The 18091-nt window shown below is 72.0% G+C and carries 17 protein-coding genes; 8 read left to right on the forward strand and 9 right to left on the reverse strand.

Annotated features, from left to right (window positions below; all coding sequences use genetic code 11):
• Nucleotides 1–104: 104 nt before the first annotated feature.
• A complete protein-coding gene (locus tag GA0115233_RS24260; RefSeq protein ID WP_093722402.1) occupies nt 105–1259 on the forward strand; it encodes a glycosyltransferase family 39 protein in 1155 nt (384 codons plus the stop codon).
• A 238-nt stretch (nt 1260–1497) separates the two neighbouring features.
• On the forward strand, nt 1498–2496 hold the full coding sequence (locus GA0115233_RS24265) for a phosphatase PAP2 family protein (RefSeq protein WP_093722403.1): 999 nt from the start codon (nt 1498–1500) through the stop codon (nt 2494–2496).
• A 109-nt stretch (nt 2497–2605) separates the two neighbouring features.
• Here the strand turns inward: GA0115233_RS24265 and GA0115233_RS24270 are convergent, their stop codons facing one another.
• On the reverse strand, nt 2606–2821 hold the full coding sequence (locus tag GA0115233_RS24270) for an I78 family peptidase inhibitor (RefSeq protein WP_093722404.1): 216 nt from the start codon (nt 2819–2821) through the stop codon (nt 2606–2608).
• A 429-nt stretch (nt 2822–3250) separates the two neighbouring features.
• Here GA0115233_RS24270 and ctaD point away from each other — a divergent pair, with 429 nt between their 5' ends.
• A complete protein-coding gene (gene ctaD, locus GA0115233_RS24275; protein WP_093722405.1) occupies nt 3251–4930 on the forward strand; it encodes an aa3-type cytochrome oxidase subunit I in 1680 nt (559 codons plus the stop codon).
• Here ctaD and GA0115233_RS24280 read toward each other — a convergent pair.
• From GA0115233_RS24280 to GA0115233_RS24290, 3 genes are all read right to left on the reverse strand, one after another.
• A complete protein-coding gene (locus tag GA0115233_RS24280; RefSeq protein ID WP_093722406.1) occupies nt 4821–5846 on the reverse strand; it encodes a helix-turn-helix transcriptional regulator in 1026 nt (341 codons plus the stop codon). The two genes, ctaD and GA0115233_RS24280, sit on opposite strands and share 110 nt — an antisense overlap.
• Before the next feature lie 104 nt (nt 5847–5950).
• Entirely contained in the window at nt 5951–7252 is a 1302-nt protein-coding gene (locus tag GA0115233_RS24285) for an ABC transporter substrate-binding protein (protein ID WP_093722407.1), read from the reverse strand.
• Nucleotides 7221–7766: a hypothetical protein gene (locus tag GA0115233_RS24290; RefSeq protein WP_093722420.1), complete on the reverse strand. Its 546-nt coding sequence runs from the start codon at nt 7764–7766 to the stop codon at nt 7221–7223. The genes GA0115233_RS24285 and GA0115233_RS24290 overlap by 32 nt, the downstream gene beginning before the upstream one ends.
• Before the next feature lie 131 nt (nt 7767–7897).
• Here GA0115233_RS24290 and GA0115233_RS24295 point away from each other — a divergent pair, with 131 nt between their 5' ends.
• From GA0115233_RS24295 to GA0115233_RS24305, 3 genes are read left to right on the forward strand one after another with little or no spacing between them, the layout of a single operon-like run.
• A complete protein-coding gene (locus GA0115233_RS24295) occupies nt 7898–8371 on the forward strand; it encodes a hypothetical protein (RefSeq protein ID WP_093722408.1) in 474 nt (157 codons plus the stop codon).
• The gene (locus GA0115233_RS24300) at nt 8371–11250 is read left to right on the forward strand and encodes a branched-chain amino acid ABC transporter permease/ATP-binding protein (protein ID WP_093722409.1); all 2880 of its coding nucleotides are present in this window, start codon (nt 8371–8373) and stop codon (nt 11248–11250) included. Before GA0115233_RS24295 ends, GA0115233_RS24300 begins: the two co-directional genes overlap by 1 nt.
• Complete coding sequence (locus tag GA0115233_RS24305) at nt 11247–11936, forward strand: ABC transporter ATP-binding protein (protein ID WP_093722410.1); 690 nt, start codon at nt 11247–11249, stop codon at nt 11934–11936. The genes GA0115233_RS24300 and GA0115233_RS24305 overlap by 4 nt, the downstream gene beginning before the upstream one ends.
• On the opposite strand, the gene GA0115233_RS24310 is transcribed toward GA0115233_RS24305, so the two are convergent.
• Nucleotides 11875–12432: a LysM peptidoglycan-binding domain-containing protein gene (locus GA0115233_RS24310; RefSeq protein WP_093722411.1), complete on the reverse strand. Its 558-nt coding sequence runs from the start codon at nt 12430–12432 to the stop codon at nt 11875–11877. The two genes, GA0115233_RS24305 and GA0115233_RS24310, sit on opposite strands and share 62 nt — an antisense overlap.
• Nucleotides 12433–12548: 116 nt before the next feature.
• Nucleotides 12549–13193 (reverse strand): LysM peptidoglycan-binding domain-containing protein, encoded by a 645-nt coding sequence (locus GA0115233_RS24315; protein ID WP_093722412.1) that lies wholly within the window; start codon nt 13191–13193, stop codon nt 12549–12551.
• 540 nt (nt 13194–13733) lie between these two features.
• Between GA0115233_RS24315 and GA0115233_RS24320 the strand changes: the two genes are divergently transcribed.
• Entirely contained in the window at nt 13734–14516 is a 783-nt protein-coding gene (locus GA0115233_RS24320) for a hypothetical protein (RefSeq protein ID WP_093722413.1), read from the forward strand.
• 131 nt (nt 14517–14647) lie between these two features.
• On the forward strand, nt 14648–14968 hold the full coding sequence (locus GA0115233_RS24325) for a hypothetical protein (protein ID WP_093722414.1): 321 nt from the start codon (nt 14648–14650) through the stop codon (nt 14966–14968).
• A 52-nt stretch (nt 14969–15020) separates the two neighbouring features.
• Here the strand turns inward: GA0115233_RS24325 and der are convergent, their stop codons facing one another.
• The 3 genes from der to cmk all read right to left on the reverse strand — a co-directional run bounded on the left by der (nt 15021) and on the right by cmk (nt 17902).
• Nucleotides 15021–16496: a ribosome biogenesis GTPase Der gene (der, locus tag GA0115233_RS24330; RefSeq protein WP_093722415.1), complete on the reverse strand. Its 1476-nt coding sequence runs from the start codon at nt 16494–16496 to the stop codon at nt 15021–15023.
• A 75-nt stretch (nt 16497–16571) separates the two neighbouring features.
• Entirely contained in the window at nt 16572–17219 is a 648-nt protein-coding gene (locus tag GA0115233_RS24335) for a lysophospholipid acyltransferase family protein (RefSeq protein ID WP_093722416.1), read from the reverse strand.
• The gene (gene cmk / locus GA0115233_RS24340) at nt 17216–17902 is read right to left on the reverse strand and encodes a (d)CMP kinase (RefSeq protein WP_093722417.1); all 687 of its coding nucleotides are present in this window, start codon (nt 17900–17902) and stop codon (nt 17216–17218) included. Before cmk ends, GA0115233_RS24335 begins: the two co-directional genes overlap by 4 nt.
• Nucleotides 17903–18091: the final 189 nt, after the last annotated feature.

Consider the following 18091-nt stretch of genomic DNA (forward strand, 5'->3'; position numbering starts at 1 on the left):
GAGTGGCGGACCTCTCAGACTCCGGACACAACACGTGTGGCGTACGCCACTTTCCTCCCTCGTGTGGAGTACGCCGCGACCGCCCTCCCGGTTCCGCGCAGCACATGATCGAGGTCGTGCACAGTCTTTCCACACGCGTGCGCCTGGCGGCACCGGCCCTCGTGGGGTATGCCGCCGTACGCGCTCTCGGCCTGCTCGTCCTGGCCCTGTGGAGCGCGGCGCGCGACAGGAGCGCCTATCAACTGCTCACCGCCCGCTGGGACTCCCTGTGGTACGCGAGGGTGACCGAGCTGGGGTACGGCTACGAGGTCCGCCTGCCGAACGGCGACGTCCATTCGAACCTGGCCTTCTTCCCGATACTGCCCTGGCTGGAGCGGCTGCTCGCGGCGCTCACCCCGCTCTCGGCGGCGGACGGCGGGTTCCTGGTCTCCGCGCTCGCCTCGCTGGCCGCCGCCTGGGGGATCTTCGCGGTCACCGAGCACCTGTTCGGCCGCCGGGCCGCCGTCTGCGCGGTGCTGCTGTGGGCGGTGCTGCCGGTCGGGATCGTGCAGTCGATGGCGTACAGCGAGTCACTGTTCACGGCGCTGGCGGCCTGGTCGCTGTACGCGGTGCTGACCGGCCGCTGGGTGACGGCGGGCACCCTCGCACTGCTCGCGGGCCTGACGCGCCCGGTGGGGCTGGCCGTGGTGGCGGCGGTGTGGGCGGCCGGGATCGCCTCGTTCGTGCGGGACCGCAGCACGGCGCCCGCCGACCGCGCGCGGCACCTCAGGTGCGCCGTCGCCATGCTGCTCGCGCCCCTGGGCGCCGCCGGTTACGTCCTGTGGGTCGGTCACGACACCGGCCGGGGTCCGCTCGGCTACCTCGCCGTCCAGGCCGGCTGGCGCAACGGCTTCGACGGCGGCTACGCCTTCGCCCGTTTCGTCGGCGACAAGTTCACGTCGTTTCCGTCGGCGCTCGCCGGGCTCGGCCTGATCGTCGGCGTGGGCCTGCTGGTGTGGCTGTACGTCGTCTGTGTCCGCCAGGGCCAGCCGCTCCCGCTGCTGGTGTACGCGGGTGTGGTCACCGCCCTCGCCCTGTGCGCGTCGAGCTACTTCGGCTCGAAGCCGCGTCTGCTAATGCCCGCCTTCCCGCTGCTGTTGCCGCTCGCCCTGGCGCTGGCCCGGACACGGCCACGCACGTCGGTCCCGGTCCTCGGGCTGACCGCGGCGGCGTCGGCGGTCTACGGAGCGTTCTGGCTGAACGGCTCCGGTCCGCCCTGACCGCCCTGGGTCCGCCCGACGGCCTCACGCGAATTCCGTAGCGGCTTTCGATTCCTCAATTCATAAACCGCACTTAGCCGTACGCCGGAATGATCAAAGGAATTGAAGGGAAGCGTTTGCCACCGGTTGTGAACTCGCAGGAAATAAGCCCCTCCTGAGAGCAATCCCACATCACATCGTCATCACAAACCGGCGGTATGGACAGGCTTCAGAGCTCACTCGCTGTAACGTCGATTGGGTGCGTACCGAACGAAACCTCACCCGTCTGGACCGGGTGTTCGCGAGGCTCGACCGGGAGCCGGAACGGCCGGCCCACATCGACGTGCCGCGGATGAGCCGGCACCGGGTCGCGCTTTTCGCCGCGACCCTGGCCGTCTACGGGGCCATCGTGTGGGCCGTCGTCAGCACCTCGTGGCTGGTCCGGCTCGACTGGCAGGTCATGTTCTTCCGGCCGTACGAGCAGTGGTCGGAGATCCACGCATTCGTCGACTACTACGTCGTGCTCGGCCAGCGCGGCCCCACCGCGGTGATGATCGCGGCCTGGCTGGGCTGGCGCTCCTGGAGACAGCACACGCTGCGGCCGCTGCTGGCGCTCGCCACCTCGCTGCTGCTGCTGAACGTCACGGTGGGCGCCGCCAAGATCGGCATGGGCCGGCTCGGACCGCACTACGCGACCACCATCGGCTCCAACGAGATGTGGCTCGGCGGCGATATATTCCCCAGCGGTCACACCGCCAACGCCGTGGTGACCTGGGGCATCCTGGCGTATCTGGCGTCCACCCCGGCGGCCCGCCGCTGGCTGTCGGCCCTGTCCGCGGTGACCTCCCTGGGCGTGGGCCTGTCCACCGTCTACCTCGGTACGCACTGGCTGAGCGATGTGCTGCTCGGCTGGGTCGCGGGTCTGCTGATCCTGCTCGCGCTGCCCTGGTTCGAGCCGCTGATCGCCCGTACCGAGGCGGCCATCTTCGACCTGCGCGACCGTCGGCGCGACCGCCGCGCCGGTACGGTGCCCGCCCGGCCGACCCCGGTGCAGGTCCCGGTGCGGCACAAGCCGCGCGAGTCGGCCCAGGACGTCTCCCCCACGGCCTGTACGCCGAAGGCCCCGGTGTACCTGGCGCCAGGCCCGCACTCGGCCCGCTCGGAGCGCACCCCGGTCACCCCGGTCGGCAGCCGACGGCCGCCCCACACCGACCGCGGCACCCGTGGCACGGCCTCGACCGCCCGCCCGGTGACGTAGTCCGGGAAGGACGGCGGGGTCCGGTACGCACCACCCTCCCCGCACCGACGGCCCCGGCCCCTCCCAGGAGGAGCCGGGGCCGTCGCCGTCACGGAGGCCGGTGGCCGGTTCAGCCCTTCCAGGCCCGGGTCACCCGCCCGTCGCGCACCTCGAAGTTGAGCCGTCCCGCGCGGTACTCCATGGTGATGATCGCGCCCGGCGGCAGTGACCGTACGGTGGACCAGCCCCGTTCGCGGGCCAGCCGTTCGGCCCGGTCGGCGGCCAGTCCGAGATAGCTGTCCGGCTGGTCGTGGGGTTCTGCGGGGGGTTTCGGAATGGGTGCCATGCCGCCACGCTAGGCGTTGTGCGCCGACCGGGGCCAGGGCGGGGGGCATTTCGGGCGGTCGTCCCTCTCCTGTCACGCTTGTGTCACAAGATCACGACACACGTTTCAGTCGCAGCACGTCACACGTGCGAGCGGTTCACTACGCCTTTCGCAGGTATTCGAACGTAATTCCCGCGTGTCGCGCCGACGCGTCCAATAGGGCAGCGGAAAGTTCCGGGAGAACTCCCCCCGGACTCCTTTCTTCCCCGATTCCGCGCGGGTTCCAGGGAACTGACGCCCCGCGGGAATTGCCCCGCACCGGTTCGGCCGACCCTCGTACGCCCCCTGTCGGAGCGTGCGGTGGCGCGAGCATCATGGCGTGGGCTCGCGGGTACGCGTGGCGCGGGCTTCAGCGGGCCCGGGGCAGGCGAGCGAAGGGGCGAGCGAGCGATGGGCACTCATGCTGTGCAGGCGCCGGAACGACCCGTGCGGAGCAGGCGGAAGGGCCGGGTCGTCGTCGACTGGCTGACCACCACCGACCACAAGAAGATCGGCCATCTGTACCTGATCACGTCGTTCCTGTTCTTCCTCGTCGGCGGTGCGATGGCGCTGCTGATGCGGGCCGAGCTGGCCCGGCCGGGGCTGCAGATCGTCAGCAACGAGGAGTTCAACCAGCTCTTCACCCTGCACGGCACGATCATGCTGCTGCTCTTCGCGACCCCGGCGTTCGCGGGCTTCGCCAATGAGCTGATGCCGCTGCAGATCGGCGCGCCGGACGTGGCGTTCCCGCGGCTGAACATGCTGTCGTACTGGTTCTTCCTGTTCGGCGGCCTGATCGTGCTCGGCTCACTGCTGGTGCCCTCGGGCCCCGCCGACTTCGGCTGGTTCGCCTACGCGCCGCTGAACAGCGAGGAGCGCTCCCCCGGTGTCGGCGCCGACCTGTGGATCATGGGGCTGGCGCTGGCCGGGTTCGGCACGATCCTCGGCGCGGTCAACTTCCTGACCACGATCATCGGGATGCGCGCGCCCGGTATGACGATGTTCCGGATGCCGATCTTCGTGTGGAACACGCTGTTCACGTCGATCCTGATCCTGATGGCGTTCCCGGTGCTGGCGGCGGCGCTGCTGTGTCTGGAGGCCGACCGGCGCTTCGGCTCGCACATCTTCGACGCGGCCAACGGCGGGGCGCTGCTGTGGCAGCACCTGTTCTGGTTCTTCGGCCATCCCGAGGTGTACATCATCGCGCTGCCGTTCTTCGGGATCGTCAGCGAGATCATCCCGGTCTTCTCCCGCAAACCGCTGTTCGGCTATCTGACGCTGGTCGCGGCGACCATGGCGATCACGGGTCTGTCGATCGTGGTGTGGGCGCACCACATGTTCGCCACCGGTGCGGTGCTGCTGCCGTTCTTCTCGTTCATGAGCTTCCTGATCGCGGTGCCGACGGGGGTGAAGTTCTTCAACTGGACCGGCACCATGCTCAAGGGCTCGCTCTCCTTCGAGACCCCCATGCTGTGGTCGACGGGCTTCCTGGTGACGTTCCTGTTCGGCGGGCTGACCGGGGTGATCCTGGCCTCGCCGCCGATGGACTTCCACGTCACGGACTCCTACTTCGTGGTCGCCCACTTCCACTACGTCGTCTTCGGCACCGTCGTCTTCGCGGTGTTCGCCGGGTTCTTCTTCTGGTGGCCGAAGTTCACCGGGAAGATGCTCGACGAGCGGCTCGGGAAGATGCAGTTCTGGACGCTGTTCGTGGGCTTCCACACCACGTTCCTGGTGCAGCACTGGCTGGGTGCGGAGGGCATGCCGCGCCGGTACGCCGACTATCTGGCCGCCGACGGGTTCACCGCCCTGAACACGGTCTCCACCATCGGCTCCTTCCTGCTCGGCCTGTCGACGCTGCCGTTCCTCTACAACGTCTGGAAGACGGCGAAGTACGGCGAGAAGGTGGAGGTCGACGACCCCTGGGGCTACGGCCGTTCGCTGGAGTGGGCGACGTCCTGCCCGCCGCCCCGGCACAACTTCACCAGTCTGCCCCGGATCCGCTCGGAGTCCCCGGCGTTCGACCTGCATCACCCCACGTTCGCGGCGATCGCTCAAGAGCCCTCGACAGCCGGTCCCGAGCGGTCCTGATCGCGTCGGTCAGCTCGACCGGCTCCAGTACCTCGAACTCGAAGCCCAGCAGCATCACATGGATCACCATGACGTCCAGGTTCCCGGCGCCGGTGCGCAGCAGACAGCTGTCCGGCCCCTCCGGCTCCAGCACCCCGGCCGAGGGCGAAATGTGCTCGGCTGCCTCCTTGACGGGCACCAGCAGCCGGACGAGGGCGTGGGTGGCGTACGCGCGCGTGGACACGCCCCGGGAGACGTAGGCGGCGAGGTCGTCGGCGGGCGGACGGCGCGGGGTGAAGCGGGGGCCGTGCGGGGGTCTGGGTACGACGCGGTCGACGCGGAAGATGCGCCAGTCCTCCCGGTCCAGGTCCCAGGCGACCAGGTACCAACGCCGCTCGGTGCACACCAGCCGGTGCGGTTCGACGCGGCGGCGGCTGGGTGTGCCGTCGTGCCCGCGGTACTCGAAGCGCAGTTGCTCGCAGTCGCGGCACAGGTGGGCGAGTTCGGTGAGCAGACCGGGGTCCACGCCGGAGGGCTGGTCGCGCAGCATCGGCACGGTGAAGGCGTTCAGGGCGCTGATGCGGCGGCGCAGCCGGTTGGGCAGCACCTGCTCCAGCTTGGTCAGGGCCCGCACGGAGGTCTCCCCGATGCCCTCGATGCCCTGTCCGGCGGCGGTGCGCAGTCCGACGGCGACGGCGACCGCCTCGTCGTCGTCGAGGAGCAGCGGGGGCAGTTCGGCGCCGGCGCCGAGTTGGTAGCCGCCGCCTGTTCCGGGGCTGGCGTTGACGGGGTAGCCGAGTTCGCGCAGCCGCTCCACGTCCCGCCGCACGGTGCGGGGGGTCACCCCGAGGCGTTCGGCGAGTTGCGCGCCGGACCACTCCCGGTGTGCCTGGAGGAGGGAGAGGAGGCGCAGCAGTCGTGCTGAGGTGTCCAACATGGCGCCGAGTCTGCCAGCGCGACCGGACAGTAACGGTCCGCGACGCTCAACTCGGAGAAGAACTAGGACAATTCACGGTCACTTCGGTCATCGTCACCCCTCTCTCAGGGCTGGTAGGGCAACTGGGGCACCTCGAAGCAGTTCTCGTCCATCTCGCCCTGGGAGACCCAGCCCCGCCCGTCCTGCCAGCGGGCCACCGACAGACACGCGCGCCGTGTTTCCGGCGGCTCGGCCAGGTGCTCGAAGCTCACCGGGAGCAGCAGGCCGTCGGCGGTGAAGTTCTGGCTGCGGCTCATCCAGCCGTCCACGCACGCGCGCGTGACGCCCTCGTCGGCGCAGGCCCGCGCCGCCTCCGTGAACCAGCGTGCCGCGGCCCACCCCTCCAACTGCCACTGCGAGTGGGTCTTCAGGCCCTCGGTGGCCGCCCGGAACTCCCGTACGGCCGGCTGGTCCGTGTCCTCGAAGTTGCGGCTGGAGCCGGTCGCCCACAGGGCGTTGCGGCAGCGCGGGGCGTCCTGGTAGTCGTCGGCCACCGTGGAGGTCCAGTTCTGCACATTGGTCACCTTGGCGGTGATCTCCACGCCCGCGTCGTCCATGGCCGCGCACAGGCGGGCGTTGCCGTGGCTGTCGATGGCGTCGAAGACCAGGTCGGCGCCCTGTTCCTTCAGGTCGGCGGCGACGGCGCGGAAGTTGGGCAGCGCGAAGTCGACCTGCTCGGTGACGACCTTGTACCCCTCCGCCCTCAGTCCCTGCTCGACCAGGCGCGCGTAGGCGGCGGAGGCGGACTGATTGTACGAGACCACGGCGGCGGTGCGGGCGCCGTGCTCGCGCTTGAAGTACCGGTAGACCTCGGTGCCGCCGTACAGCTCGCCGTCCCAGCCGGTCGTGCCCTCGCGCGGGGTGAGGCTGCCGTAGATGCCGTACAGGTGCGGCCAGGTGTCGTAGGCGGGGCCGATGGGCTGGCCGCCGATGTCGGGCACGCGCGCGCGGGAGACCCGGGAGGCGCCCGCGTAGTCGAGGGCGGTGGTGGCGACGAGGGCGACGACCTCGTCCTCGTCGACGAGTTCGTGCACGCACTCGTTGTTGCCGACCCCGCTGCCGCCGTCGTCGCACAGCCGCACCTCGACCGGCCGCCCGTCGATGCCGCCCTGCGCGTTGAGGTGCTCGAAGTACGCCTTGGCGCCGTCGCGCGGGCCGGTGAAGGCGTTGCCGCCGACCGGGCTGGTGGCGCTGGTGATGATGCCGACCCGGATCGGCTCGCCCGCGGTCGAGGGGGTCGTACGGTCCGGGCGGGTCCCGTCCTCGAAGTCGCTCTCCGGCAGCCGGCTGCCGCAGGCCGCGCTCAGCGCGAGCAGCAGCAGCGCGGCCAGCGCCTCAGCAGCCCGGAACCGGCGACGCCGAGCCATTGCCGCTCAGTTGCACCAGCGCGCACAGGGTCTTGGCGGACACCTTCCAGCTGCCGTCCTGCTCCACGGCCGTCCCGGAGGCGTCCGGCAGGGCGGTGGCGCCGTTCAGGGTCAGGGTGTACGTCACGTCCGCCTCGGTCGGCGAGGTGAAGGCGACCTCGGTGACCTGGGCGCCGACCTGGCCGCCGCGCTCGTCGCCGCTGAACGCCTGGAGCACCGGGGCCATCTGCTCGCCGTTCTCCAGGACGGTCTGCTTGTCCTCCAGCGAGGTCTTCGGGTCGAAGAACTTCTGCCAGTTCTGCTTGATCTCCTGCTCCGCCGCGGCCGCGTCGGCGGGAGCGGAGGCCGGGGCGCTCGTCGTCCGTTCGACGGACGGGGTGGGCGGGGTGGATTCGCTGCCGCCCTCGTCGTCGCTGCATGCCGCGAGCGCCGGGGCGAGGAAGAGCAGCAGGGCGGCCGCGAGTGCCGTGCCGCGCCCCGTGTTCCGCCGACTGAGGTCGCTCCCGAGAACCATCTGGCTCACCACCGGGTGTCGGTCCGGGCCGGGTGCGCCCGGTGCTTTCAGGGTCAGCTTCCAGAAGGCATAGTGCAAGCCATCGGCTGACATGGACAGACACACGACGTGTGAAGCCAGAGGAGCCCGACATGCGGACAGCCCGACTGCGGACCGTGCACCCCGTCCTGTGGGCGGGCTGGACCGCCCTCGCCGCGGGTGCGGTGCTGTGCGTCCTCGGCTGGTACGGCGTCTCCGGTGAGCGGTTCGCCGAACGGCAGCTGCCCTACCTCGCCTCCTGCACGGTGCCCGGCGCGGCCCTGATCGTCGCCGGGGCGGTGCTGCTCACCCACGGGCGGGGCGCGCTCGCCGCCGCGCGCGTGGAGGAGCTGTACGGCCTGCTGGTGGCCGCCGAACCGGCCGACGAGGGGCCGGGGCAGCAGGCGTCGGCGCCGCTCGCGGTCAGCGCGGACCGGCTGATGGTGCCCGGCGGCACCCTCTTCCACCGGGCGGACTGTCCGCTGGTGGCGGGGAAGGCGGAGGCGGTGCCGGTCGACGCGAAGCTGGTGCGCAGCGGCGAACTGGGCCCGTGCCCGATCTGCGAGCCCGCCGCGGCGGACGACTGATGTCGTCCCTCACCTACGACCTCACCCTGGCCGGCCTGTCGGTCGGCAGCGCCGCCGCGCTGACCGGCATCGGGCTGGTCGTCACCTACCGCGCGACCGGCGTGCTCAACTTCGCGCACGGCGCCATCGCCATGGTGTGCGCGTACATGCTGCGGCAGTGCGTCGTGGAGTGGGGCTGGCCGCTGTGGGCGGGGGCCGCGCTGACCCTGCTGGTGCTGGCGCCCGCGATCGGCATGGTGCTGGAACGCTTCGTCTTCCGCCCGCTGTCCGTCCTCGGCAGCGATCCGGCGCAGACGCTGGTGGCGTCCATCGGGGTGTTCGTGCTGCTGGTGGGCGGTGCGGCGCTGCTGTGGGGGCAGGGGGCGCGGGACGACGCGCCGGAAGTGCTGATGTCGGCGGACCCGTGGGGGCAGCTCGCGGTGGTCCTGGTGCTGGCGGCGGCGGTCGGGGCGGTAGTCCGCTGGACGCGGTTCGGGCGGGAGCTGCGGGCCGTGGTGGACGACCGGCAGCTCGCGGTGCTGGGCGGCATCGACGCGGACCGGGTGACGGCGGCGGGCTGGGCGTTCGGCTCGTTCACGGCGGGCCTGACGGGGGTCCTGCTGGCGCCGTACGTCCGGCTCGACCCGTACGGGCTGCCGCTGCTGGTGATGGAGGTGGTGGCGGTCGCGGTGGCCGCCCGGATGCGGAGCCTGCCGGTGGCGGTGCTGGTGGCGCTGGGGATCGGGGTGGCGCAGAGCCAGCTGACGCGGCTGCACCCGTCGGGCTGGCGCGAGCCGCTGCTCCAGGCGGTGGGCGCGAACCTGTTCGTGGTGGCGCTGCTGGTCGCCGCGCTGGCCCTCCCCCGCGTCGGCACCCGGGACGCGCTGCCGCGCACGGCCACCGCGCGGGTGCCCACCCCGCAGGGCGCCTGGACAGTGGCGGCGGTGCTGTTCCTGCTGCCCCTGGGCTTCGCGGGCTCGGACCTGCACACCTCGGTCCAGGTCCCGGCGCTGGCCGTGGTGCTGCTCTCCCTGGTCGTGGTCACCGGCCGGGGCGGTCAGATCTCCCTCGGCCAGGCCGCCTACGCGGGTCTGGGCGCCCTCTTCACGGCCCTGCTGGCAGCGGGCCGCTTCCCGGGCCTGCCGCGCCTGCCGGAACTGGCGGCGCTGGCCGTGGCGGTCCTCCTGGTGGCGCCCCTGGGCCTCCTCACCGGCTGGCCGGCGATCACCCGCAGGGGCCTGGCCCTGGCCCTGGCCACCTTCGCGGTGGGCGTCGGAGTGAGCCGCTTCGTCTTCGCCCAGCCGTACGCCACGGCGGGCCTGTCCCTGGGCCGTCCGGCGGGCTTCGAGGGGGACCGCGCGTACTACGTCCTGGAGCTGGCGCTCCTGGCCACGGCCCTGCTCGCCACGTGGTCCCTGCGCCGGGGCCGAACGGGCCGCGCCCTGGCGGCGATGCGTGACCACGAGGCGGGCGCGGCGGCGACCGGCGTCCCCGTCCCCTCCCTCAAACTCCTGGCGTTCGTCTCCGGCGCGGCGCTGGCCGCCCTGGGCGGCGGCATGCTCGGCATGGGCCTGCGCGCCTTCGACCCGGCCGCCTTCGACCCCGTCCGCGGCCTCCTCTGGTTCGCCGCGATCATGGTCCTGGGCGCCGACAGCACCCTCGGCGCCCTGGCCGCGGCTGCCCTCCTGGTCGGCCTGGACGCAGGCACCCGCGGCGGCGTGGCCGCGGCCCTGATCGGCCTCCTGGCAGTCCTGATCGGCCGCTTCCCGGGCGGCCCGTACGAGGCCCTGCGCACGGCGGCGACCCGCCTGCGCGTCCGCCCGTCGAGTGCCCGGTTGTCGGACAGGGGGAGGGCGGTACGGGGCCTGCTGCGGGAGCAAAGGAAGTTGCCCGAGACGGCGGCACAGAACGATCTGACGGCCGCATCGGAGCCTCCGCGGGCGGGGTCTGAGCGGGCATCGGAGTGGCCGGGACCGAATGGGGTACGGGCATCGGCACGCCGCGGAGCTGACTCGACACGGGCGCCGGGAGATCCGGCGACAGAGCCCGCGCCGCCCCCGGACCGGGCCGCCGCGGAACCCCCGCCAGCCGTATCACGACCCGCAGCCGCCGACGGCGGGTCACCCCCACCAGGGCCACCCGCACCCGACCACGAAAGCCGCTCGGGTGGTGCGGGTGGGAAAACAGACCCGGCCGAAGGCCGGGGGCCCACCCTCCGGGCCCGCGCCCTGCACGCGGCCTACGGCAGCTTCAAGGCCCTCAACGGCGTCGACCTGGACATCCACCCCGCCCGCATCACCGCCGTCGTCGGCCCCAACGGCGCCGGAAAGAGCACCCTGTTCCACTGCCTGGCAGGCACCCTCCGCCCCGCCCAAGGCCACATCCACTACGGCGACAGGGACATCACTCCCCTCCCCGCCCACACCCGCACCCGCCTCGGCATCGCCCGCACCTTCCAACAGCTCTCCGTCTTCCCCACCCTCACCGTCGCCGAGAACGTCCACGTAGGAGCGGAACAGGGCCGCACCAGAAACCCGGAAGCGGCGGAACAGGCCCTGCGCCTACTGGGCCTGGACGCCGTCCGGACCGCCCCCGCCGCAGACCTCCCCACCGGCACCCTCCGCCGTGTGGAGCTCGCCAGAGCCCTCGCCGGACAACCCCGCGTACTCCTCCTCGACGAACCCGCCGCCGGCCTGGACACCGCGGAGGTCGCCGCCCTCTCCCGCGTCCTGAAGGCGCTCGCGGCGGATGGCACCGCCCTCCTGGTCGTGGAACACGACCTCGACCTCGTCGCCGATCTGGCGGACATCGTCCACGTCATGTCCGCGGGCCGCGTCATCGCCTCCGGCCCCCCGGCCCACGTCCTCGAAGCACTCGGCGCCCAGGAGACCCCCGTATGACCCTCTCCCTGCGCCACGCGCGCGTGCGCTACGGCCCGCTGGAGGCCCTGCACGGCATCACCCTCGCCGCCCCCGCCCCCGGCCTCACCGTCCTGCTGGGCCGCAACGGCTCCGGCCGTACGACAACACTGCGCGCCCTGGCCGGGACGCTCCCGCTGTCCGCGGGCGCGGTGGTGTGGGACGGAGTCGACGTGACCCGGGTACCGGCGTACGAGCGCGCCCGCAGGGGCCTGTGCCTGGTCCCCGAACGCGGGGCGGTCTTCGGCTCGCTCACCGTCCGGGAGAACCTCGAACTCACCGCCCGCGCCTACGACAGGGCCCTGGACGCCTATCCCCGCCTGGCGGGCCTGCTCGACCACCGCGCGGGCACGCTCTCCGGCGGCGAGCAGCGGATGCTCGCCCTGTCGAGAGTGCTGCTGGCCCGCCCGCGCGTGGTGCTCGTCGACGAGGCGGCGCAGGGCATGTCATTGGCGGTCGCGGCCCGTACGTACGAACTCCTCGCCGCCCTCGACGCCTGCGTCGTCCTCGCCGAGCAGCGGCTGCCGCCCGCCCTGCACGGGCACCCGGCGCTCGTCTACGAACTGCGCCGCGGCGCCGTGGTGTTCAGCGGCGAGGCGGCCGAGCTCAGAACCGCTCCAGGGGCGGCCCGAAGACCGCCCCGGAGCGGGTCGCGCCCTGCGGGATGACGAGCAGCATGCCGGGCCTGATCCGGTTCGGATCGGACCCGATGGTCTTCTTGTTGGCCTGGTAGAAGGCCGGCCAGCCGCCCTTGACCTTGTACTTGCGGGCGATCGAGGAGAGCGTGTCACCGGACTTGACGGTGTGCATCCGGCCCTTGAGCCCGTACCGCTTGGAGCACACGGGCCAGGCGCCCCAGCCCTGCACGGCCAGTACCTCCTGCGCGACGGCGATCTGCTGGGCCTTGGTGGCGAGATCCGCGCGCCGGGCGTACTTCAGGCCGCCGAACTCCTCCCAGGTGGGCTGCCAGAACTGCAGTCCGCCGTAGTAGCCGTTGCCGGTGTTGATGTGCCAGTTGCCGCCGCTCTCGCACTCGGCGATGCAGCCCCAGGGCCACCCCTGCTTGGCGCAGGCGTACGGCGGTGCCGAGGCCTGGGCTTCTCCGGGGGCGAGGACGGGGAGCAGTGCGGTGGCGAGGGCGAGGGTGATCGGCGTGCTGATCATCGGACCACGCTAAGCAGCCCGCGGCGGGTCGCGGCCGTGCCGCGTCGGTGTGCCGCGGGGCCCCACCCGGTCGGCGGACCGGGTGGGGCCTTGGTGCCCGGCGAGGGGGAGTCGCGTCAGATGCGAAGACGCTGACCGGGCACGATCAGATCGGGATCACCGCCGATGACGGCCCGGTTGGCGGCGTACAGCCGCTGCCAGGTGGTCCCGTGCCGGGCGGCGATCCCGCTCAGTGTGTCGCTCTGCCGGACGATGTGCTCGCCACGGGACGCGCCGCGGTCGGTGTGGCTCGTGGAGCGCTCCGGCGCCTTGGGCGGAGTGGTCTTGGACGGTGCCGCCTTGCGGGGCTTGGGCGCGGTGTTCGTCGCCGGCGCGGCGGGCGCGCTGCCGTACGCCCCGGCGCGGGCCGAGCAGGTGGGCCAGGCCTGCCAGCCCTGGGCGCGCTGCACCTTGGTGGCGACGGCGATCTGCTGGGCCTTGCTGGCCCGGTCGGCGGTGGGCGCGTAGGCCGTGCCGCCGTAGGCGTTCCAGGTGCTCGCGGAGAACTGGAGTCCTCCGTAGTAGCCGTTTCCGGTGTTGATGTGCCAGTTGCCGCCGCTCTCGCACTGGGCGATGCGGTCCCACACCCCGCCGTCCGCCGCCGCGGCCTGGCCGGTCGCGGCCAGCAGTCCGAGCGGGGCGAGCAGTGCGGCCCCGGCGAGGACCGCCGTGGTACGCGCCCTACGGGCGTTGTCGCGGGTGGTATCGGCACATTCGGACATGGAGTCCCCTCCCGACTGACCCGGGCTCCCCCAGGGCCGGGCGCGTTCCGCGCGCTGGGTCGCGGTGGTCGCGCCCCGCCCCGTCCGCCGGTGGGGTCGTGCTGAGGACGTGCTGTGGTGCGGCCGGCGGACGTACCCGAGCGGTGCTCCGTGCACACGGCGGAGGAATGTAGGGAGGGTGACCGCCCGGCATCAACCAACTCCTTGTCATTCCTGGCCAGTTCGCCGTTACCGCGGGTATCGGCGAATTCCGGCCACCCACTTCATTCCCTGATTTCATGATTTGTCGACCAGCCACGGCCGTGATCTGTGACTCACTTCACGGAGCCAACTACCTTGACGTGTCATCGACTTGACCAGGAGTACCGGATTCCGCGGGCGATGTGACCGTCCGCGACGGATGGTTCTATTCCGTTCGCCCTGGTGCGTGACTCCCGCCACAGATCGGGCGTTGTCTTCTTCATGAGCCCGGGACCCACCCGGATCACGGGCCGGGAGCCACCCGGCCGCGCCACGTACCACATCCCGAGGGAGCCACCCGTGCCGCGCATGCTCGACGTCAGCGACGAGGTACGCGCCGAGATCGGCGACGAAGAAGCCGACCGGCTGCTCGCCGGAGACAACGCCCCCGGCAGTTACGACTGCACGTCCTGCCGTACTCCGGGCGACTCCGCCCAGGAGCGCACCAGCACCGTGCTGTTCGTCGGTGACGAGACCGCCGTGCTGGCCTTCGCCCACGCAAGTTGCCTGCCCTCCCAGGTCGTCCAGGTCACCGAGGAGCAGCTCCAGGGGGCCGTCCGGTCCATCACCGGCGACAGCGTCGACCTGGAGCCCGACAAGGTCGTTCCCGAGCAGGCGGTGCTCGGGGTCACCAGCGGACTGATCCTGATCGCCGGGGAGTTGCACCCGGCGCTGGTCGTGGAGCCGACCGCGCCCATCGTCCGGCCCGGCTCCACCGCGGCGGGCGACGACTTCCTGCCGCTGCTCATCGAGCAGGGGTTCATGCCACTCACCGCGATCGAGTCGGTGCCGCCGGTGCTGCACGGCTGGTCGGTACTGCTCGCCATGGGGCAGCTGCACGCGGTGCTCCAGCCCGGCGCCAACGGCGGCCAGCCGGTGGCCTGGTGGCAGGCGCACCAGCCGCTCCAGGTGACCGAGGGGTGGCGTACGGCGGCCAACAAGCACCAGCAGGTGCTGATGTTCGCGGCGCCGGTGGGCTCGATCGGGCGGCAGCCGCGGGAGGACCTGCTGCGGGACGCTCTCGACAAGGCGGCGGCCAACGGGAAGTTGGTCGCGTGCGCGCTGCCGCTGGCCGGTACGTGAGCGACTGAGGGCCGGGGGGTGCGTGCGGTCCGGCGCGCGCGGGTCCTTCGTGGCCGTCGCGCAGTTCCCCGCGCCCCCGGACGCGAGTCCCCTGACCGCATCCCTTGATCTGCCCGGTCGTTTGGACATACGTGCACGCATACGATGTTTCTCCATCGGCCACGCCGATCTACGACGCGCTCTACGCCGAGTACGTCAAGTCCTTCCGCACGCTGCCGGGTGACCGCAGCGGCGAGGAGGATCTGGGGTTCACCGCCTTCGGGAACATCCCGCGCAGTACGGGCTCCTACGGCGGACACCGGCCGGGTTCCTTCAGCAGCTCCTACAGCGCCTACAGCGCGGGCGCGCACAGTGCCCGGCAGTCGCAGTGGCAGCGCGTGGGGCACATCGGACCACAGGCGTCCGGCACCACGCACGCGGCGCTGCAACCGGTTCCCCGCGGAAACATCTGAACGCGGAAGAGGGCGGCCCCGCGCGGGGCCGCCCTCTTCCGTGCCGTACCGGCTACTTCTTCCTGCCGCGCTTCTCGCGGACCCGGACCGAGATATGGATCGGGGTCCCCTCGAAGCCGAACTCCTCGCGCAGGCGGCGCTCGATGAAGCGCCGGTAGCCCGCCTCGATGAAGCCGGAGGCGAAGAGCACGAACCGCGGGGGCTTGGTGCCCGCCTGGGTGCCGAAGAGGATGCGGGGCTGCTTGCCGCCGCGGATGGGGTGCGGGTGGGCGGCGACCAGCTCGCCCAGGAAGGCGTTGAGGCGACCGGTCGGCACCCGGGTCTCCCAGCCCGCGAGGGCGGTCTCGATGGCCGGGACCAGCTTCTCCATGTGGCGGCCGGTGCGCGCCGAGACGTTCACCCGGGGCGCCCAGGAGACCTGGCCCAGCTCGGTCTCGATCTCCCGCTCCAGGTAGTAGCGGCGCTCCTCGTCGAGGGTGTCCCACTTGTTGTAGGCGAGGACCAGGGCGCGGCCCGCCTCGACGGCCATCGTCACGATGCGCTGGTCCTGCACGGAGATGTTCTCCGAGGCGTCGATCAGCACGACCGCGACCTCGGCCTTCTCCACGGCGGCGGCGGTGCGCAGCGAGGCGTAGTAGTCGGCGCCCTGCTGGAGGTGGACCCGCTTGCGGATACCGGCGGTGTCGACGAACTTCCAGGTGACCCCGCCGAGTTCGACCAGCTCGTCGACCGGGTCGCGGGTGGTGCCCGCGAGTTCGTTGACTACGACGCGCTCCTCGCCCGCCACCTTGTTCAGCAGCGAGGACTTGCCGACGTTCGGGCGGCCGATCAGGGCGATGCGGCGCGGCCCGCCGATCGCGGTGCCGAAGGTCTGCTCGGGGGCGTCCGGGAGCACCTCCAGGACGGCGTCCAGCATGTCGCCAGTGCCACGGCCGTGCAGCGCGGAGACGGGGTGCGGTTCGCCGAGGCCGAGGGACCACAGGTAGGCGGCGTCCGCCTCGCCGCTCGGGCCGTCCACCTTGTTGGCGCACAGCACGACGGGCTTGCCGGCCTTGCGCAGCAGCCGTACGACGGCCTCGTCGGTGTCGGTGGCGCCGACCTTGGCGTCGACGACGAAGACGACGGCGTCGGCGGCCTCGATGGCGTACTCGGCCTGCGCGGCGACGGAGGCGTCGATGCCGAGGACGTCCTGCTCCCAGCCGCCGGTGTCGACGACCTTGAAGCGGCGCCCGGACCACTCGGCCTCGTAGGTCACGCGGTCCCGGGTGACCCCGGGCCGGTCCTCGACGACGGCCTCGCGGCGCCCGATGATGCGGTTGACGAGGGTCGACTTGCCGACATTGGGGCGGCCGACGACAGCGAGGACGGGCAGCGGACCGTGGCCCGCCGCCTCGATGGCGCCCTCGACGTCCTCAAGGTCGAAGCCCTCTTCCGCGGCGAGCTCCATGAACTCCGCGTACTCGGCATCGCCCAGTGCTCCGTGGTCGTGCGCCTCGCCCGAGCCCTCGGAGGGGATCTGGTCGTTCATGAAGTCCGTACCTCGTTCAGTGTGGTAATCGGTGGACCCCCCGGACGCGCCGGGTGATCCACTACTCAGTGTCGCCTAGCGACCGGTCAGTCGCCTGGCGTTTTCCAGGTGCTCGGTGAGCTGCTTCTGGATCCGCTCGGTCGCCTCGTCCAGCGCCTTGCGGGTGCGCCGTCCGCTGCCGTCGCCCGCCTCGAAGGGGTCGCCGAAGACGACGTCGACGCGGGAGCGCAGCGGGGGCAGCGCCTTGACCAGCCGGCCTGGCCGCTCGGAGCTGCCCAGGACCGCCACCGGCACGATCGGCGCGCCGCTGCGCACCGCGAAGTAGGCGAGCCCGGCGCGCAGCGAGGCGAAGTCGCCCTCGCCCCGGGTGCCCTCGGGGAATATCCCGAGGACGCCGCCGCTGTCCAGGACGCCGAGCGCCCTGGTGATCGCGGTGCGGTCGGTGCTCGCGCGGTCCACCTTCAGCTGGCCGATGCCGGTCAGGAAGGGGTCGAGCGGTCCGATGAACGCTTCCTTCTTGATCAGGAAGTGGGTGGGCCGGGGCGCCACGCCCATGACCATCGGGCCGTCGATGTTGTGCGAGTGGTTGACGGCGAGGATCGCCGGACCGGCGGCCGGCACCTTCCAGGCGCCGAGCACCCGGGGCCGCCACAGCCCGTACATCAGACCGACGCCGATGCGCCGTCCGACCTCGGCGCCGCGCACGGAAGGCAGCTCGGTCACTTCCCGGCCCGCTTCTCCTCGACGAGGGTCACGACACACTCGATGACCTGCGGAAGCGTCAGCTCGGTGGTGTCCACCTCGACCGCGTCGTCGGCCTTGGCCAGCGGCGAGGTCTTGCGGGAGGAGTCCGCCGCGTCCCGCTTGATCAGGGCCTCGCGGGTGGCGTTGACGTCGGCGCCCTTCAGCTCACCGCTGCGCCGGGCGGCGCGGGCCTCCGGGGAGGCGGTGAGGAAGATCTTCAGGTCGGCGTCCGGCAGCACGGTGGTGCCGATGTCCCGGCCCTCGACCACGATGCCGTCCGCCGCGGCGGCCGCGATGGACCGCTGCAGCTCGGTGATCCGGCTCCGCACCTCGGGCACCGCGCTGACCGCGCTGACCTTGGAGGTGACCTCCTGGGTGCGGATCGGGGCGGCGACATCGGTGCCGTCGACGTGGATCGTGGGGTTCGCCGGGTCCGTACCGGAGACGATGTCCGGCTTGCCGGCCGCGGCGGCGATCGCGTGCGGGTCGTCGATGTCGATGCCGTTGGTCACCATCCACCAGGTGATCGCCCGGTACTGGGCGCCGGTGTCCAGGTAGCTCAGGCCGAGCTGCGCCGCGACGGCCTTCGACGTGCTCGACTTGCCCGTGCCGGAGGGGCCGTCGATGGCGACAATCACGGGCTTGGCGGCGCCGTTTTCCACGGGGGGACACCTTCCTGGTGCGGTGCGGAGGGGTGTGCGGGACGCGAGCGCGCCCCGCACAAGGTTACTGGGTGCGCGTCACTCGTCCGGACGGCCGCCTCCCACCGGACGGCCCGGCGCACTCCCAGCCCGTCCGGCCTTCGAGAACGAGACCCCTCCGCCCCCAGCCCGTCCGGCCTTCGAGAACGA

Origin of the sequence: Streptomyces sp. DI166, assembly GCF_900091315.1 — a bacterium.
GTDB lineage: Bacteria > Actinomycetota > Actinomycetes > Streptomycetales > Streptomycetaceae > Streptomyces > Streptomyces fuscus.

Excerpts from the sequence above, each read along its gene's own strand:
- GA0115233_RS24315 (WP_093722412.1), bottom strand. The coding sequence starts at position 13,193 with ATGTCCGAATGTGCCGATACCACCCGCGACAACGCCCGTAGGGCGCGT.
- GA0115233_RS24295 (WP_093722408.1), top strand. The coding sequence starts at position 7,898 with ATGCGGACAGCCCGACTGCGGACCGTGCACCCCGTCCTGTGGGCGGGC.
- ctaD (WP_093722405.1), top strand. The coding sequence starts at position 3,251 with ATGGGCACTCATGCTGTGCAGGCGCCGGAACGACCCGTGCGGAGCAGG.
- GA0115233_RS24270 (WP_093722404.1), bottom strand. The coding sequence starts at position 2,821 with ATGGCACCCATTCCGAAACCCCCCGCAGAACCCCACGACCAGCCGGAC.
- GA0115233_RS24310 (WP_093722411.1), bottom strand. The coding sequence starts at position 12,432 with ATGATCAGCACGCCGATCACCCTCGCCCTCGCCACCGCACTGCTCCCC.
- GA0115233_RS24260 (WP_093722402.1), top strand. The coding sequence starts at position 105 with ATGATCGAGGTCGTGCACAGTCTTTCCACACGCGTGCGCCTGGCGGCA.
- GA0115233_RS24300 (WP_093722409.1), top strand. The coding sequence starts at position 8,371 with ATGTCGTCCCTCACCTACGACCTCACCCTGGCCGGCCTGTCGGTCGGC.
- GA0115233_RS24305 (WP_093722410.1), top strand. The coding sequence starts at position 11,247 with ATGACCCTCTCCCTGCGCCACGCGCGCGTGCGCTACGGCCCGCTGGAG.
- GA0115233_RS24290 (WP_093722420.1), bottom strand. The coding sequence starts at position 7,766 with ATGGTTCTCGGGAGCGACCTCAGTCGGCGGAACACGGGGCGCGGCACG.
- GA0115233_RS24285 (WP_093722407.1), bottom strand. The coding sequence starts at position 7,252 with ATGGCTCGGCGTCGCCGGTTCCGGGCTGCTGAGGCGCTGGCCGCGCTG.
- der (WP_093722415.1), bottom strand. The coding sequence starts at position 16,496 with ATGAACGACCAGATCCCCTCCGAGGGCTCGGGCGAGGCGCACGACCAC.
- GA0115233_RS24280 (WP_093722406.1), bottom strand. The coding sequence starts at position 5,846 with ATGTTGGACACCTCAGCACGACTGCTGCGCCTCCTCTCCCTCCTCCAG.